This is a genomic window from Micromonospora sp. WMMD1128 (genome assembly GCF_027497235.1).
Classification (GTDB): Bacteria; Actinomycetota; Actinomycetes; order Mycobacteriales; family Micromonosporaceae; genus Micromonospora.
The window spans coordinates 3,380,066-3,395,279 of sequence record NZ_CP114902.1 but is presented as its reverse complement, the minus strand read 5'-3'; the positions used below and the strand labels follow the sequence as shown (position 1 = coordinate 3,395,279).

17 protein-coding genes are annotated in these 15,214 nt (G+C 74.1%); 12 read left to right on the top strand and 5 right to left on the bottom strand.

Features of this window, described 5'->3' with window-relative positions; genetic code table 11:
- The first annotated feature begins 162 nt into the window (after nucleotides 1–162).
- From O7602_RS15580 to O7602_RS15565, 4 genes are all read left to right on the top strand, one after another.
- Nucleotides 163–420, top strand: a complete 258-nt coding sequence (locus O7602_RS15580; RefSeq protein ID WP_281589996.1) for a DUF397 domain-containing protein — start codon at nucleotides 163–165, stop codon at nucleotides 418–420.
- 107 nt (nucleotides 421–527) lie between these two features.
- On the top strand, nucleotides 528–1,415 hold the full coding sequence (locus O7602_RS15575; protein WP_281589994.1) for a helix-turn-helix transcriptional regulator: 888 nt from the start codon (nucleotides 528–530) through the stop codon (nucleotides 1,413–1,415).
- 94 nt (nucleotides 1,416–1,509) lie between these two features.
- Entirely contained in the window at nucleotides 1,510–2,358 is an 849-nt protein-coding gene (locus O7602_RS15570; RefSeq protein WP_281589992.1) for an SAM-dependent methyltransferase, read from the top strand.
- 58 nt (nucleotides 2,359–2,416) lie between these two features.
- A complete protein-coding gene (locus O7602_RS15565) occupies nucleotides 2,417–3,844 on the top strand; it encodes a serine/threonine-protein kinase (protein ID WP_281589990.1) in 1,428 nt (475 codons plus the stop codon).
- A 3-nt stretch (nucleotides 3,845–3,847) separates the two neighbouring features.
- Here O7602_RS15565 and O7602_RS15560 read toward each other — a convergent pair whose 3' ends face one another.
- Nucleotides 3,848–4,534, bottom strand: a complete 687-nt coding sequence (locus O7602_RS15560; RefSeq protein WP_281589988.1) for a phosphotransferase — start codon at nucleotides 4,532–4,534, stop codon at nucleotides 3,848–3,850.
- Between the two features lie 24 nt (nucleotides 4,535–4,558).
- A complete protein-coding gene (locus O7602_RS15555; protein ID WP_281589986.1) occupies nucleotides 4,559–5,251 on the bottom strand; it encodes a carbon-nitrogen hydrolase family protein in 693 nt (230 codons plus the stop codon).
- 65 nt (nucleotides 5,252–5,316) lie between these two features.
- Between O7602_RS15555 and O7602_RS15550 the strand changes: the two genes are divergently transcribed.
- Nucleotides 5,317–6,063 (top strand): DedA family protein, encoded by a 747-nt coding sequence (locus O7602_RS15550; protein WP_281589984.1) that lies wholly within the window; start codon nucleotides 5,317–5,319, stop codon nucleotides 6,061–6,063.
- A gap of 10 nt (nucleotides 6,064–6,073) precedes the next feature.
- On the opposite strand, the gene gdhA is transcribed toward O7602_RS15550, so the two are convergent.
- Complete coding sequence (gene gdhA, locus O7602_RS15545) at nucleotides 6,074–7,405, bottom strand: NADP-specific glutamate dehydrogenase (protein WP_281590331.1); 1,332 nt, start codon at nucleotides 7,403–7,405, stop codon at nucleotides 6,074–6,076.
- Nucleotides 7,406–7,588: 183 nt separating this feature from the next.
- Between gdhA and O7602_RS15540 the strand changes: the two genes are divergently transcribed.
- A complete protein-coding gene (locus O7602_RS15540) occupies nucleotides 7,589–8,422 on the top strand; it encodes a hypothetical protein (RefSeq protein ID WP_281589983.1) in 834 nt (277 codons plus the stop codon).
- Between the two features lie 16 nt (nucleotides 8,423–8,438).
- Entirely contained in the window at nucleotides 8,439–9,410 is a 972-nt protein-coding gene (locus tag O7602_RS15535) for a pirin family protein (RefSeq protein ID WP_281589981.1), read from the top strand.
- Nucleotides 9,411–9,676: 266 nt separating this feature from the next.
- Here the strand turns inward: O7602_RS15535 and O7602_RS15530 are convergent, their stop codons facing one another.
- Complete coding sequence (locus O7602_RS15530) at nucleotides 9,677–9,946, bottom strand: DUF2795 domain-containing protein (protein ID WP_281589979.1); 270 nt, start codon at nucleotides 9,944–9,946, stop codon at nucleotides 9,677–9,679.
- A 143-nt stretch (nucleotides 9,947–10,089) separates the two neighbouring features.
- Between O7602_RS15530 and O7602_RS15525 the strand changes: the two genes are divergently transcribed.
- Nucleotides 10,090–10,497: a DUF2267 domain-containing protein gene (locus O7602_RS15525; RefSeq protein ID WP_281589977.1), complete on the top strand. Its 408-nt coding sequence runs from the start codon at nucleotides 10,090–10,092 to the stop codon at nucleotides 10,495–10,497.
- Between the two features lie 495 nt (nucleotides 10,498–10,992).
- Here O7602_RS15525 and O7602_RS15520 read toward each other — a convergent pair whose 3' ends face one another.
- The gene (locus O7602_RS15520; protein WP_281589975.1) at nucleotides 10,993–12,150 is read right to left on the bottom strand and encodes a CaiB/BaiF CoA-transferase family protein; all 1,158 of its coding nucleotides are present in this window, start codon (nucleotides 12,148–12,150) and stop codon (nucleotides 10,993–10,995) included.
- Nucleotides 12,151–12,393: 243 nt separating this feature from the next.
- Between O7602_RS15520 and O7602_RS15515 the strand changes: the two genes are divergently transcribed.
- The 4 genes from O7602_RS15515 (at nucleotide 12,394) to O7602_RS15500 (ending at nucleotide 15,188) form a co-directional block, all read left to right on the top strand.
- A complete protein-coding gene (locus O7602_RS15515; RefSeq protein ID WP_281589973.1) occupies nucleotides 12,394–13,428 on the top strand; it encodes a TerC/Alx family metal homeostasis membrane protein in 1,035 nt (344 codons plus the stop codon).
- 119 nt (nucleotides 13,429–13,547) lie between these two features.
- Nucleotides 13,548–14,138: a sulfite oxidase-like oxidoreductase gene (locus tag O7602_RS15510; RefSeq protein WP_281590329.1), complete on the top strand. Its 591-nt coding sequence runs from the start codon at nucleotides 13,548–13,550 to the stop codon at nucleotides 14,136–14,138.
- 1 nt (nucleotide 14,139) lies between these two features.
- A complete protein-coding gene (locus tag O7602_RS15505; protein WP_281589971.1) occupies nucleotides 14,140–14,898 on the top strand; it encodes a ferredoxin reductase in 759 nt (252 codons plus the stop codon).
- Between the two features lie 17 nt (nucleotides 14,899–14,915).
- Nucleotides 14,916–15,188, top strand: coding sequence for a DUF6510 family protein (locus tag O7602_RS15500; RefSeq protein ID WP_281589969.1), 273 nt, complete (start codon nucleotides 14,916–14,918; stop codon nucleotides 15,186–15,188).
- Nucleotides 15,189–15,214: the final 26 nt, after the last annotated feature.

Here is a 15,214-nt window from a genome sequence, read left to right as displayed (position 1 = left end):
CACCGAACGTGAGCGACCCGGCACACCGTACGTTCGGTTATCATGCTCGCAGTCCATTGCAGATGCAATAGCAGATGCACGTGCATCTCATTCCTCAGTCGACAAACGTCGCCACCCACCGCTCCTCCCCGCGGCCACGGCTGGCCTTCCCGAAGGACGCCCATGCAACCGCCTCCGAACGGCGTACCCGTGCCCCACCTGCCCCCGATGAGGTGGTTGAAGAGCCGCCGCAGCAATCCCAGCGGCAACTGTGTCGAGCTGGCCGAGCTGCCCGGCGGCAGCGGCATCGCGGTGCGCAACTCCCGGCACCCCGAGGGGCCGGCGCTGATCTACACCGTCGAGGAGATCGCGGCGTTCGTGCTCGGCGCCCGGGACGGGGACTTCGACCACCTGATCCCGCCGTCCCGTACACGGGACTGATTCGGCCGTCCGGGGGAGTTCACCTCACTGTCGGTCCATGGCATGCTTACACGTCGGCCGGGGCGGGCGCCCGGTCCGGGAGCGGCCGGGATGCGAGGGGCGGTCAGGTGACGACGGTGCCTGTCGAGGGCGGACCGACGAGTGGTCCGACAGTGCTGCGCATGCTGCTCGGGGCGCAGCTACGCCGCCTACGGGAGGGCGCCGGGGTCAGCCGGGAGAGCGCCGGCTGGGAGATCCGCTCCTCCGAGTCCAAGATCAGCCGGATGGAGCTGGGCCGGGTCGGCTTCAAGGAGCGCGACGTGGCCGACCTGCTCACGCTCTACGGGGTCACCGCGCCGGGCGACCGCGACGCGCTGCTCAAGCTGGCCCGGGACGCGAACAGCCCGGGCTGGTGGCACCGCTACAGCGACGTGCTCCCCGCCTGGTTCCAGTCCTACCTGGGGCTGGAGGCCGCCACCGCGCTGATCCGCACGTACGAGGTGCAGTTCGTGCCCGGCCTGTTGCAGACCGCCGCGTACGCCCGGGAGGTGATCCTGCTCGGGCATCGCGGCGCCTCGGCGGCGGAGCTGGACCGCCGGGTCGACCTGCGGATGGAGCGCCAGGGGCTGCTGCGCCGCGCCAACCCCCCACAGCTGTGGGCGGTGCTGGACGAGGCCGTGCTGCGCCGGCCGATCGGCGGCGCCGCGGTGATGCGTGAGCAACTGGACGCGCTGATCGAGGCGACCGCGGCGCCGCACGTGCGGCTCCAGATCGTCCCGTTCACCGCCGGCGGGCACGCCGCCGCCAGCGGCGCCTTCAGCATCCTGCGCTTCGGCGACGAGGACCTGCCCGACATCGTCTACATCGAGCAGCTCACCAGCGCCATCTACCTCGACAAGCGCGACGACCTCGACTACTACGCGGAGGCGATGGAGCGGCTGTGCGTCGAGGCCGCGCCCCCGGAGCGCACCCGCGAGATGCTGGCCCGCATCCGCGACGAGCTCTACCCGGCCTGACCGTCGGGAGACCGGGCGATACCATGGCCGGCACACCGGTGACAGTGGACGGACGCCATGCCACGGCGGTGGCACGCGAGTCGTGGAGGCGGCCTTGACCAGAGACGCGAACGGCACGGCCACCGAGCCGGCGCACCCGGGCGACCGGATCGACACCTCGGTGGTGCACCCGGCCCGGCGATACAACTACTGGCTGGGCGGCAAGGACAACTTCCAGGCCGACCGCGAGTCCGGTGACGCGATGGCCGCCCGCTTCCCGACCATCCGGGTCAGCGCGCTGGAGAATCGGCGGTTCCTGCGCCGCGCGGTGCGGCACCTGGCCGCCGAGGCGGGGATCCGTCAGTTCCTCGACATCGGCACCGGCATCCCGACCGCCGACAACACCCACGAGGTGGCGCAGTCCGTCGACCCGCGCGCCCGCGTGGTCTACGTCGACAACGACCCGATCGTGCTGGCCCACGCCCGGGCCCTGCTCACCAGCTCAGCCGCGGGCGCCACCGCCTACCTCGACGCGGACCTGCGCGACCCGGAGCGGATCCTCGCCCACCCCGAGCTGCGCGGCACCCTCGACCTGTCCGAGCCGGTGGCGTTGATGCTGGTGGCGGTGCTGCACTTCGTGCCGGACGCGGACGACCCCCACACCACGGTCCGCCGGTTGCTGGACGCGCTGCCCGCCGGCAGCTACCTGGCCGCCTCGCACGCCACCCACGACCACCTGCCGGCCCACCTCGCCGCCGAGGCGAAGGAGACGGCCCGCGGCGGCGGCCTGCACGGGATGATCAACGTACGCGGGCGGGACGAGTTCACGCGCTTCTTCGACGGCCTCGAACTGGTCGAGCCGGGCGTCTGCCCGGTGGCCGACTGGCGCGCCGAGGGCGAGCCCGAGCCCCGCCCCACAGCCGTCGACGTCAGCCTGTACGGCGGAGTGGGCCGCAAACCCTGAACTCTGCAGCGAGGCACTTGGGTGACGTACGGGAGGTGGCCGGGCAGACTTGTACATCATGTCGCCGTTCACGCCCGAACTCCGGCTGCACGACCGGTACGTCCTGCGCGAGCGCATCGGGCTCGGCGGGATGTCCGAGGTGTGGCGCGCCGACGACGAGGTGCTGCACCGCCCGGTCGCGGTCAAGGCGCTCGCCGGCCGCCTCGCCGCCGACCCGCAGTTGCGCGCCACCATCCAACGCGAGGCCCGCGCGGCGGCGCGACTGACCCACCCGCACGTGACCCAGGTGTACGACTACGGCGAGGCGACCCTGCCCGGTGGCGTGGTGACGCCGTACCTGGTGATGGAGCTGGTGGAGGGGCAGACGCTCGCCGACCGGCTGGCCGGCGGGCCGCTGGCCTGGCCGGACGCGGTCCGGACCGGCGGTGAGGTCGCCGCCGCGCTGGCCGCCGCGCACCGGATCGGCGTGGTGCACCGCGACGTCAAACCGGCCAACGTGATGCTCACCGAGACCGGCGCGAAGGTGCTCGACTTCGGCATCGCCGCGCCGGCGGGCCCGCACCAGCCGGTCACCGGGCCGGCCGGCGAGCCGTTGGCCGGCACCCCGGCATACTTCGCCCCGGAGCGGCTCGATCCCGGCCCCACCCACCCGGCCGGTGACGTGTACGCGCTCGGCGTGCTGCTCTACCGCAGCCTCACCGGCCGGCCCCCGCTGCCGGTGCGGACCTGGGATGACGTGCTCGACCTGCGGGACCGGCGGCCTGCGGTGCCGCCGCCCCGGGTGCCCGGGTTGCCGGCCGACGTCGCCGCCCTGGTCCTGGACTGCCTGGCCGTGGACCCGGCCCGGCGGCCCACCGCGGCCCAGGTCGCCGACCGGCTCGGCGCGGGCCGACCGGTCGACCCGCCGACCGCGTTCCTGTCCACGGTGTCCGGAGCCGAGCGTCCGGCCACGCTCGTCGAGCGGCGCCCCACGCCGGCCCGTCCGGTCCCGCCGGCCCGGCCGGAGGTCTCGCCGAACCGGTTGACCGGCGTGCTCGTCGCCGGCGCGGTGGTGTTGCTGCTCGCGTTGGTCGGCGCGCTTGTCTTCGAGGGCCGCTCCGGCCCGTCGCCCGCCGCCGCCCCGCCGGCCACGTCGAAGAGCACCGCCCGATCCGCCGTCCGGCCCGCGCCGAGCCGCGCCGCACCGACGACCCGGTCACCCCAACCAGTCACCGCGCGTCAGCTCGCGGACCGGTTCGCCGACCTGCTGGACCGGGCCGAGACGGCCCGGCTCATCGACCGCAAGACCGCCGACGACCTGCGGAAGAAGGCCGCCGAGCTGGGCCGGGGCAAGCCGAGGGAGCGCGCCAAGCGGGTCGAGGACCTGCACGAGCGGATCGAGGACGCCGCCGACGACGACAAGATCGACGGTGCCACGGCCACGGCCCTGCGGAAGGTACTCGACGCCTACGATCGGCTGCGCGGCGTCGCCCGCGACGAGGGCTGAACCTTACCCGCCGCTGCGCGGCACGCCCCGTACCGTCTCCGCGACCAGGGCCGCCGCCTCGGGCAGCCGGTCCGGATCGGGCGCCCGTCCGTCCGCGCGTCGCCGGACGGCCGCCGTCAACGGCCCAAGCGGTCCGGCCGCCGCGACGTACGCGGTCAGCAGCGCTTGCGCCGCCGCGGCCAACGGCTCGACGCGGTCCACGGCCGTCTCGGCGAGGATCAGCGCGGTCGTCGCCCGGTCCAGCGCGGCCGGCCCCTCGGCGCTGTCGGTCCAGTCGATGACCACCGGGCCGGCGGGCCCGAGCAGCACGTTGTGCGGGTGCAGGTCGAGGTGCAGGATGCGGGCCTCCGGGTCGGTGGACCGGCGGGCCGGCAGCGCATGCAGTCGGGCGTGCAGGTCGACCAGGATGCGGGCGCCGTCGCTCGGGCCGGCATCCCCGGCCAGGAACGCCTCCACGAGCGTCGGCCCGGTGACCCGGTCGAGCAGCAGGTCGGCGCCGTCGGCCCGATGCACCCGGGGGACCGGGAAGCCCGCCCGGTGCAGGTGCCGCATCACGTCGGCCTCGGCGCGCACGTCGCCACCGGCCCGGTAGCGGCGCAGCACCCGTCCACCGGGTAGCGCCCACACGTCGGCGGTGCGGCCGGCGGCCAGCAGGACCGCCCCGACCGGGGGAAGACGCCTCTGCTCCACCGCTCCACGGTAGCCGCGGCGTCCTCAGTGCAGGGTGGCGGTGACCAGCTCGCCGGTGGCCGTGCCGGTCCGCGCCACCGCCCGGCCGGCCGGGGACCAGACGCCCGAGCCGCCGGCCGCGTGCGCGTACCCGCCGCCGGTCGACCCGGCGAAGCTCGCCATCGCCACCCAGATGCCGTGCGCGGCGGCGATCCGGCGGGCGCGTTCGTCCGGCACCGCCGCGTCGTCGGCCGACTCCAGCACCCCGGCCAGGTAGGCGTCGGCGCCCGCGGCGACTGTCGCGTCCGCGTGCGCCGGCACGCCGGTGTCCTTGCAGACCGCGAGGCCCAGCCGCCAGCCGTCCACGGCGAGCACCGCCGGCTCCCGGCCCGCGCGGAACCGCTGCGGCTCCGCGCCACCCAGCCACATCTTCCGGTACGCCACCCGTACGCCCTCGCCGTCGACCGCGAGCACCGCGATGTGCGGTCCGGCCACCGGCGCGCCGGCGAGCGCCAGCGTCCCGGTGTCGGCGCACGCCGCCCGCAGCGGCGCGAGCCGGGCGTCGGACGGGTCCAGTTCGGCGGCGTCCAACTCGTACCCGGTCAGGGACAGCTCGGGGAAGACCACCACCCGGGCGCCGGCGGCCCGGACCGCGGCGGCGTGCCGTGCGGCGTTGCCGGCGACGTCGTGGGCGAGGGTGAGCGGCTGGGCGACCGCGATCCGCAGCGGCGTACGCATGCGCGGCAGCGTAACCGGCCCGGCTTTCCGTGGCCGTTGCCCACCTCGCCCCGTAACGTGGTCGGATGATCGGACACGCACCTCTGCTCGCCGGACCCCGGGCGAGCGCCGCGCGGGCCGCGGAGCCGGCCGGTGAGGGACCCGTCGGCTGGGTCACCGGCCTGGTGGAACGGCTCGGCGGCCCGGGCGCCGGGCTCGCGGTGGCCCTGGAGAACCTGTTCCCGCCCATCCCGAGCGAGGTCATCCTGCCGCTGGCCGGGTTCACCGCCAGCCAGGGCCGGATGAGCCTGTTCGGCGCGATCGCGTGGACCACGCTCGGGTCGGTGCTGGGCGCGCTGGCGCTCTACTACGTCGGCGCGGCCCTCGGGCGGGACCGGATGCGGGCGCTGGTCGGGCGGCTGCCACTGGTCAAGGTGGAGGACGTGGACCGCACCGAGGCGTGGTTCCTGCGGCACGGCGTGAAGGCCGTCTTCTTCGGCCGGATGATCCCCATCTTCCGGAGCCTGATCTCGATCCCGGCCGGCGTGGAACGGATGCCGGTGCCGGTGTTCCTGCTCTTCACCGCGCTGGGCAGCCTGATCTGGAACACCGCGTTCGTGCTCGCCGGTTATCTGCTGGGCGAGAACTGGCACGTGGTCGAGGCGTACGCCGGCACGTTGCAGAACGTGGTCATCGTGGCGGTGGTGGCCGGGGTGGGCTGGTTCGTGGTGAGCCGGGTCCGCCGGTCCCGCCGGTCGGACCCGACACCTGACGCCCCACCCCGGCCGGGCACCGTCTACCGGGGCGGCTGGTACGGCGCCGACGAGGACTGACACCGGCCGGTCACACCACGCCGTGCGCCAGCATCGCCTCGGCCACCCGCCGGAACCCGTTGATGTTCGCGCCGGCCACGTAGTCGCCGGGCAGGCCGTACTCCTCGGCGGTAGCCCAGCACCTGTCGTGCACGTCCCGCATGATTTCGCGCAGCCGCTGCTCCGACCGGGCGAACGTCCACGAGTCACGGCTGGCGTTCTGCTGCATCTCCAGCGCGCTCACCGCCACCCCGCCGGCGTTGGCCGCCTTGCCCGGCGCGAACCGCACCCCGGCCCGCCCGAGGATCCGCACCGCCTCCGGCGTGGTGGGCATGTTGGCCCCCTCGACCACCGTGCGGCAGCCGCCGGCCACCAGCGCGGCGGCCTCCGCGCCGCCGATCTCGTTCTGCGTCGCGCAGGGCAGCGCCAGGTCGCACGGCACCTCCCAGACGGTACGGCCGGCGACCGCGACGGCGTGCGGCACGTGCCGCACGTAGTCGTCCAGCCGGCTGCGGCGCTCCTCCTTCAGCTCCCGCAGCAGCGCCAGGTCGATGCCCTTCTCGTCCAGCACGTAGCCGTCCGAGTCGGAGCACGCCACCACCGTGCCGCCGAGCTGGTGCACCTTCTCGACGGCGTAGATGGCCACGTTCCCGGAGCCGGACACCACCACCCGCTTACCGTCCAGGCTGTCCCCGCTCTGCTTGAGCATCTCCTCGGCGAAGAACACCGCGCCGTAGCCGGTCGCCTCCCGGCGCACCTGTGCGCCCCCGTACGTCAGGCCCTTGCCGGTGAGTACGCCCGCCTCGTACCGGTTGGTGATCCGCTTGTACTGCCCGAAGAGGTAGCCGATCTCCCGGCCGCCCACCCCGATGTCCCCGGCCGGCACGTCGGTCTGCGCGCCGATGTGCCGGTGCAGCTCGGTCATGAAACTCTGGCAGAACCGCATCACCTCCCGGTCGGAGCGGCCCTTCGGGTCGAAGTCGGCGCCGCCCTTGCCGCCGCCGATCGGCAGCCCGGTCAGCGCGTTCTTGAAGATCTGCTCGAACCCGAGGAACTTCACGATGCCCAGGTAGACCGACGGGTGGAAGCGCAGCCCGCCCTTGAACGGGCCGAGCGCGCTGTTGAACTCCACCCGGAACCCCCGGTTGACCCGGACCCGGCCGTGGTCGTCCTCCCACGGTACCCGGAAGATGACCTGCCGTTCCGGCTCGCAGATGCGCTCGACCACCTCGGCGTACCCGGGGTGGCGGTGCAGCGCCGGACCGATGCTCTCCAGCACCTCCCGGACCGCCTGGTGGAACTCGGGTTCCCCGGGATTGCGCGCGACCACCTTGGTGAACACCGTCTCGACGGTCTCCGGCATCACGGGCACGTCCTTCCGCCTCCGGCACGCGCACCGTTGCCCGCACCGCCCCCGGATACGGATCGTCACCGCCGTCCGGTTCACCGGCCGGGTGAACTCCGGACGCCGCTGCCCGCCGCCCGAATGAACCGCGACGGAAACGGAGACGTATGACCCGGTGGGGACCGGTGAGAGGGGACAACCATGACTGCACCGTCGGGAGACGACGCTGACCTGACCGACACACGCTGGTCCGGGGCCGCCCGGCTGCTTGTCGCCGCCGCCGTGGTGGTGGTGGTGCTCGGCGCGGTCGCGGTCGCCGCGACGATGTCCAACCCGGCCCGCCTCGGCGTGGTCTTCTCCGGCGGCTCGTCCACGCCGGCCACCGGCGGCGGCTCGGGCGGGGTGGGCGGCGCGGAGGTCGCCGCCACCGAGACGCTGACCGCCCCGCGCGGGGACCGCCGGCGGGCGGACTTCGAGCTTGCCGACGGCCTGACCAGCTTCACCCTGCGGGCCGCCGACCTCGGCGACGACCTCTACCGGATCGGCGCGCCGGACGGTGCCGGAGTGACGCCGCGCCCGCAGGTCACCGGGGACCGGGTCCGGCTGCGGATCGTCGAGAACGGCCGCCCCGGCCCGGCCGACGTGGAGGTGGTGCTCAACTCCCGGCTGACCTGGCGACTGCGGCTGGTCGGCGGCGTCCGCGAGCAGCAACTCGACCTGGGCGCGGCCCGGCTCGCCGGCATCGAGCTGATCGGCGGCGCGGCGCGTACCGAACTGCGGTTGCCCCCGCTCGGCGGCACGCTCACCGTGCGGATGACCGGCGGGGTCAACCAACTGACCGTCGCCGTGCCCGGTGGGCCGCCGGCCCGGGTGCGGGTGGCCGCCGGCGCCGGCTCGCTGAACGTCTACGACGAGAGCCACGGCGGGATCGCCGCCGGCGACGTGGTCAGCTCGCCGGGCTGGGACCGGGCGGGCGACCGGCTCTACCTCGACCTGGTCGCGGGCGCGAACACGGTGAGTGTCACCGCCGGCTGAGCGTACAGTTCGGGCGGTGGACCGTACCGAATCGTTGCCCGCGCAGACGCTCCCGCCCGGCGTCGGCGCCACCGACCCGGGCAGCGTGCTGCTGCCCGGGCACGACGTTCCCCTCGGCCGCTACACCACGGTGCGCCGGCTGCTGCCGCAGCGGCAGCGGCGGATGGTCGGCGCGTGGTGCTTCGTCGACCACTTCGGCCCGGACGACGTCGCCGAACGCCCGGGCATGGAGGTGCCGCCGCACCCGCACACCGGGCTCCAGACGGTCACCTGGCTGCTCGACGGCGAGATCCTGCACCGGGACAGCCTCGGCAACGTGCAGCCGATCCGTCCCGGCCAGCTCAACGTGATGACCTCCGGGCGGGGCATCGCGCACTCGGAGCGTTCGCCGTTGGTCCATCCGCCGCTGATGCACGGCGTGCAGTTGTGGGTGGCGCTGCCCGATCCGGCCCGGGCCGGCGACCCCGACTTCGCCCACTACGCCGAGCTGCCCGCAGGGCGCGAGGGCGACCTGGACCTGACGGTGCTCGTCGGCGAGTTCGGCGGGAAACGCTCGCCCGCCGTCGCGCACACCCCGCTGCTAGGCGTGCAGATCGAGGCGCGCGGACCGGCGCCGGCCACGCTGCCGCTGCGCCCCGACTTCGAGTACGGGATGCTCGCGATGTCCGGGTCGGCCGAGGTGGACGGTGTGGCGCTCGCCCCCGGCGCGCTGCTCTACCTCGGGGTGGGCCGGACCTCGCTGACGCTGCGTGCCGCACCCGGCAGCCGGCTGCTGTTGCTCGGCGGCGCGCCGTTCGAGGAGCCGCTGGTGATGTGGTGGAACTTCGTCGGCCGGTCGCATGAGGAGATCGCCGCCGCGCGCGAGGACTGGATGGCCGGCCGCCGGTTCGGCTCGGTGGCCGACGACGCAGCGCCCTCGTTGCCCGCGCCCGCGTTGCCCACCACCCGGCTCAAGTCGCGCGACCGCAGCGGCGGGGTACGCGACTGAGACTCGTAGGCGACGTGCCGCCCGACACACTTTCGCGAACATCACCCGTTCGGCTGATGCCGCGCCGTATGATGATCGTGGCAGTGATGCCAGCCCGGTTCGGGCGAACATCCACCGCCTGACGATCGCGACCCGATTCGGGCGCGGACCGGCAGGCACAGGTGCTGCGTGGCGCCCCAGGTCGCGGTTCGCGACCCGGGGCGCCCGCCTGTCGAGGAGCCGGCGCCGCCCAGCGCCGAGCCCGGCCGCGTCGTCGACCGGGCGGCTCAGATGCCGCGCAGGTGCTGCGAGACGCGCGAGTGGTCGTCCCTCGCCTGCGCCGCCCGCTGCGACCGGTCCACCTCCGGCGCCGCCTCGATGCCGGCCGACCGGGCCACCTCGACGCCGTTGGCGTAGTCAACCGGCGGCAGCGCACGCAACGCCCGCAACACGTCCGGTGGCGCGCCCTCCCGTTCGGCCTCGCGGATGACGTCGTCCTTCCCGGCCGGATAGTCAAGCGCGGACAGGTACTCAAGGACGTCCGAATAGCTCGCCATGGGTCGGGCTCCTCGCGCCAGTCGTCGGGTCGTGACCGCGCGGCGGTTACCCGTCTCGCGGCGGCTCACGCCAGTGATCCTCGGCTGTTTCCGCCGCGCCGGGACGGGTAGCCCCCTGCGTGCACCGAAGGGGGTAGCAACCGATGGACCACCACACCTTCGTGGCCCGGGTCGCCCGGCTCACCGGCACCGCCGAGAACCGGGCCGCGACGCTCACCGCCGCCACGCTTGAGACGCTCGCCGACCGGCTGACCGGCGGCGAGGTGCTGGACCTCGCGGCGCAACTGCCCAAGCCGCTGTGGGCCATGCTGCGCCCGCACCCGCGCACCGAGGCGGCGGAACGGTTCGGGGCGGCCGAGTTCGTCGCCCGGGTCGCCCGGCGGGCCGACTGCGACGAGAACGCGGCCCGAGGCGCGGCGCGGGCGGTGTTCGCCACGCTGCGCGAGGCGATCAGCGGTGGCGAGTTCGACGACGTCGTGGTGCAACTACCCCGCGACTACCGGGACATGGTGGAGCCGGCACTCGCGCCGGCCGCCGCCCGTCGCCGCTGACGCCTCCCGTCGCCGCTGACGCCGCCCGTGGCCGGGCGCTGCCGGGCCTCGCGGCGGTCATCCGCGCGGGCCGCCGCTGTGGTGCGCCCGTGCGCGCCCGGTGCCCGACCTCGGTGCCGGCACGACGGAAGCGGCCACGTTCCGTCACGGGCCTCACTCCCGTAGCTGGTCTCCACCACCGCCTTTGCTCTGCAGCCATCGGCGCAGCACGCACGCATCGTCACATCCTTGGTCGACCGTCGTCGCACCGCACTTCCGGCGAACCCCTGCTCAAGGCACCAGTGCGTCCGTGGCTGCAGAGCAAAGGCGGTCGAGGCGACTCCCGTCACCCGCACCGCACGGACACGCTGAGTGACGGCGGCGCGGATTGCGGTGAGTGATCGTCGGCGAGGGCCGAAAGCCGTGGCGTTATGGTCGTGCATCTCCACCAGTCCGGTCCTCCCGCGACCGGCGACCGGCGACCGGCGGCGGCCGGAGGGCCCGCGGGATGCTTGCTCAGCCGATCGCGCCGGTGGCGCGCAGCGCGGCGATCCGGGCCGCGTCCACGCCCGCCTCCGCCAGCACCTCGTCGGTGTGCTCGCCCGGTCGCGGCGACAGGCGGCGCACCGAGGTCGGCGTGCCCGAGAAACGCGGTGCCGGTGCCGGCTGGGTGACTCCCTCCGGCGCGACGAACACCCCGCGGGCGGCCAGGTGCGGGTGGTCCGGGGCCTCGGCCCAGTCGAGCACCGGAGACACGCAGGCATCCGTGCCGGCCAGCAGTTCCGCCCACTCGTCCCGGGTGCGGGTGCGGAACAGCCGCGCCCAGGCGGCCCGCAACGACGGCCAGTTCGCGGGGTCGTCCCGGTCCGGGGCCTCGTCGCCGTCGAGCGGGAAACCGGTGATCCGGACCAGCTCGGTATAGAACTGCGGCTCCAGCGCGCCCACCGCCACGTACCGCCCGTCGGCGCACTCGTACGTGTCGTAGAACGGGGCGCCGCCGTCGAGCAGGTTCACGCCGCGCGGATCCTGCCAGAGACCGAGTCCGCGCAGCGCGTGGATCTGGGTGGCCAGCACCGACACGCCGTCCACGATGGCCGCGTCGACCACCTGGCCGGGAGCGCCGCCGCGGACCGCGTACAGCGCCGCGACCACGCCCAGGGCCAGCATCATGCCGCCCCCGCCGAAGTCGCCGAGCAGGTTCATCGGCGGCACCGGACGCTCGCCGGCCCGGCCCACCCCGTGCAGCGCGCCGGTGAGCGCCAGATAGTCGATGTCGTGGCCGGCCGTGCGGGCCAGCGGCCCGTCCTGTCCCCAGCCGGTCATCCGCCCGTACACCAGGCGTGGGTTGGCGGCGAGACACTCCCGCGGGCCCAGGCCGAGCCGCTCGGCGACCCCGGGCCGGAAGCCCTCGACGAGCGCGTCCGCGCCGGTGACCAGGGACAGCGCCAGATCCCGCGCGTCCGGGTGCTTGAGGTCCAGCGCGACCGAGCGGCGGTTGCGGTTCAGCAGGTCACCGGGGAAGGCGCCGAACCCGCCGCCACCCGGCCGGTCCACCCGCACCACGTCGGCGCCCAGGTCGGCAAGCATCATCGCGGCGAACGGGCCGGGGCCGATGCCGGCCAGCTCGATCACCCGTACGCCGGTAAGCGGCCCGGAGTTGCTCACCCGCGTCACCCTAGGGTCCGGGACCGGCCGACGCCACGTCCGGTCCGCGCGGACAGCGGTTGACCAGGGCAATCAACGTGGCGTTAGTTGGCGTCCGGCCCCCGGTTGGCCTAGCCTGGGGTCGGCGAGGGGAGTACTTCCCACGAACCATTCCGGTCAGTACGGCGAGCCCCGAGGGCGAGCCTCGGGTGGTTGCCCACGAACGGTGGGTGAAGGAGACCTCGAACATGACACGGTGTTCGAGGAGGCCCCATGCCCGAGTTGTCCTACCTGTCCGCGGGTGAGCTGTCGTCGATCGGCACGCCCACGCTGTGGGCCGTGACGATCGCCGGCGTGCTCGCCCTGCTCGTGCTGGACTTCCTGGTCACCCGCAAGCCGCACGAGGTCTCCATCCGGGAGGCGCTGGCCTGGTCGGCGTTCTACATCGCCCTGCCGCTGGCCTTCGGCGCCTGGGTCTGGTCCCGCTGGGGCGGCCAGCAGGGCATCGAGTACCTCACCGGCTACCTGGTCGAGAAGTCGCTCTCGGTGGACAACCTCTTCGTCTTCATGCTGCTGCTGGCCGCGTTCGCGGTGCCCGCCGCGCTCGCCCAGCGGGTGCTGCTCTACGGCATCGCCGGGGCGCTGGTGCTGCGGGCGATCTTCATCGCGCTCGGCGCCGCGGCCCTCCAGACGCTCGACTTCGCCTTCCTGCTCTTCGCCGTCATCCTGATCGCCACCGCGATCAAGCTGCTGCGCGACGCCCTCTCCGGGCACGAGCAGGAGGTCGACATCAACAAGATGCGGTCGGTGAAGCTGCTCCGCAAGGTCATGCCGGTGGTCGAGGAGTACCACGGCACCCGGATGACCATCCGCCAGCAGGGCCGCCGGGCGCTCACCCCGTTCGCGCTTGTCGTGGTCGCGGTGCTGGCCACCGACATCGTCTTCGCGGTCGACTCGGTGCCCGCCGTCTACGGCATCACCGAGGACCCGTACCTCGTCTTCGCCACGAACGCGTTCGCGTTGCTGGGCCTGCGGGCGCTCTACTTCGTGTTGCACGCCGCGCTGAGCCGGCTGGTGCACCTCAGCTACGGCCTGGCCGTCATCCTGGCGTTCATCGGGCTCAAGCTCGGCCTGCACTGGGCGCACGGCATCTGGGCCGGCGTGCCGCAGATCCCGACGCTCGCCTCGCTCGGTGTGATCATCGGTGTCCTGGTGATCGTCACCATCACCAGCCTGCGCGCCACCCGCGACAGTGGCGACGGTGACCGCACCGTCGTGCACGAGGTGCAAGGCGGGGGCCCCGCTTAACGCTTTCGGTAGAGGCGGGGCCCCTTCTTAACTCCGCGTGTTAAGAAGGGGCCCCGCCTTACACCGCGGAAGCCGTTCCCGGACGTCGCCGGGGGTGGTAGGACTGACGGGTGGGAATCGTGTCGCCGGGCTTTCAGGGCCGGCCCCGGTCGTCCGCCCCGGACCTGCCGCCGGGGCAATACCTCACCGAGGACTTCCCGGTGCTCTCCGCCGGCCCGACGCCCCGGGTGTCGCCGGACACCTGGGAGTTCGTGCTGACAAGCGAGACCGGCGCGGAACACCGCTGGTCCTGGGCCGAGATGATGAGCCTGCCGCAGGACACGCCGACGGTGGACCTGCACTGCGTCACCCGCTGGTCCAAACTCGGCACCACCTGGCAGGGCGTCTCGCTGGACACGCTGCTTGACGGCGTGGACACCGCCGCCCGCTACGCCCTGGCGCACTCGTACGGCGGCTACACCACGAACCTGCCGCTCGACGACCTGCGCGGCGGGCGGGCCTGGGTCGTGCACACGTACGACGGCGGGCCACTGCCGGCCGAGCACGGCGGCCCGGCCCGGCTGCTCGTGCCGCACCTCTACCTGTGGAAGTCCGCCAAGTGGGTACGCGGCATCCGGCTGCTCACCGACGACCGGCCGGGGTTCTGGGAGACGGCCGGCTACCACGACTACGGCGACCCGTGGCGCGAGCAGCGCTACCAGGGCGATTGAGGTGACCGCACCGACCACGGGGAGCCGGGTCGTGCCGCTGACCTGGCGGGTGGCCCGGCTGGTCGAGCGGCGGGTCGAGACGTCGACCGCGCAGACGCTCGTGCTGGACGTGCCCGGCTGGCCGGGGCACCTGCCCGGACAGCACGTCGACGTGCGACTGACCGCCCCGGACGGCTACCAGGCGGCCCGGTCCTACTCGCTCGCCGGCCCGGCCGACGGCGAACGGATCGAGGTGACCGTCCAGCGGGTGCGCGACGGCGAGGTGTCGCCGTACCTGGTGGACACCTGGGCCGAGGGCGACCCGGTGGAGGTCCGCGGGCCGGTCGGCGGCTGGTTCGTCTGGCGTACCGACGAGACCGCGCCGGTGCTGCTCGTGGCCGGCGGCTCCGGCGTGGTGCCGCTGATGGCCATGGTCCGGGCCCGCCGGGCCGCGGGCAGCCGGACCCCGTTCCGGCTGATCTACTCGGTACGGACACCGGACGACGTGATCTACGCCGACGAGCTGCGCCGCCGGGCCCGCGACGACCAGGGCCTGGACGTCGCGTACGTCTACACCCGGACGGCGCCCGAGGGGTGGCGGGGCGAGCCGCACCGGATCGGGCTGGCCGATGTGAACAGTCACGGCTGGCCGCCGGACCTGGAGCCGCTCTGCTACGTCTGCGGCCCCACCGGGTTCGTGGAGACCGTGGCCGACCTGCTCGTCGGGCTGGGCCACCCGACCCGGCGGGTGCGGACCGAGCGGTTCGGTCCGACCGGCTGACGACCCGAGGAGGACGCGTGACCGACCTGTCGTATCTGGACGGCAACATGCTCGACGGACCGCTGCGGGAACTCCTCGCGGTCGACCTCAGCGCCACCACCGGGCGCTGCGACAACTGCGGCACGACCGGCCCGATGGCGGGCCTGCACGTCTACTCGCACGCGCCGGGCCTGGTGGGGCGCTGCCCGGCCTGCACCGGGGTGATGGTGCGCCTGGTCCGCGCGCCGGAGCGGGCCTGGCTGGACCTGCGTGGCACCACCTACCTCCAGGTCCCCATGCCGCCGCGCTGACGTCGGGAGGCCCCGCCTGCCTGGCA

Excerpts from the sequence above, each read along its gene's own strand:
- O7602_RS15580 (WP_281589996.1), top strand. The coding sequence starts at position 163 with ATGCAACCGCCTCCGAACGGCGTACCCGTGCCCCACCTGCCCCCGATG.
- O7602_RS15565 (WP_281589990.1), top strand. The coding sequence starts at position 2,417 with ATGTCGCCGTTCACGCCCGAACTCCGGCTGCACGACCGGTACGTCCTG.
- O7602_RS15555 (WP_281589986.1), bottom strand. The coding sequence starts at position 5,251 with ATGCGTACGCCGCTGCGGATCGCGGTCGCCCAGCCGCTCACCCTCGCC.
- O7602_RS15550 (WP_281589984.1), top strand. The coding sequence starts at position 5,317 with ATGATCGGACACGCACCTCTGCTCGCCGGACCCCGGGCGAGCGCCGCG.
- gdhA (WP_281590331.1), bottom strand. The coding sequence starts at position 7,405 with ATGCCGGAGACCGTCGAGACGGTGTTCACCAAGGTGGTCGCGCGCAAT.
- O7602_RS15540 (WP_281589983.1), top strand. The coding sequence starts at position 7,589 with ATGACTGCACCGTCGGGAGACGACGCTGACCTGACCGACACACGCTGG.
- O7602_RS15530 (WP_281589979.1), bottom strand. The coding sequence starts at position 9,946 with ATGGCGAGCTATTCGGACGTCCTTGAGTACCTGTCCGCGCTTGACTAT.
- O7602_RS15525 (WP_281589977.1), top strand. The coding sequence starts at position 10,090 with ATGGACCACCACACCTTCGTGGCCCGGGTCGCCCGGCTCACCGGCACC.
- O7602_RS15515 (WP_281589973.1), top strand. The coding sequence starts at position 12,394 with ATGCCCGAGTTGTCCTACCTGTCCGCGGGTGAGCTGTCGTCGATCGGC.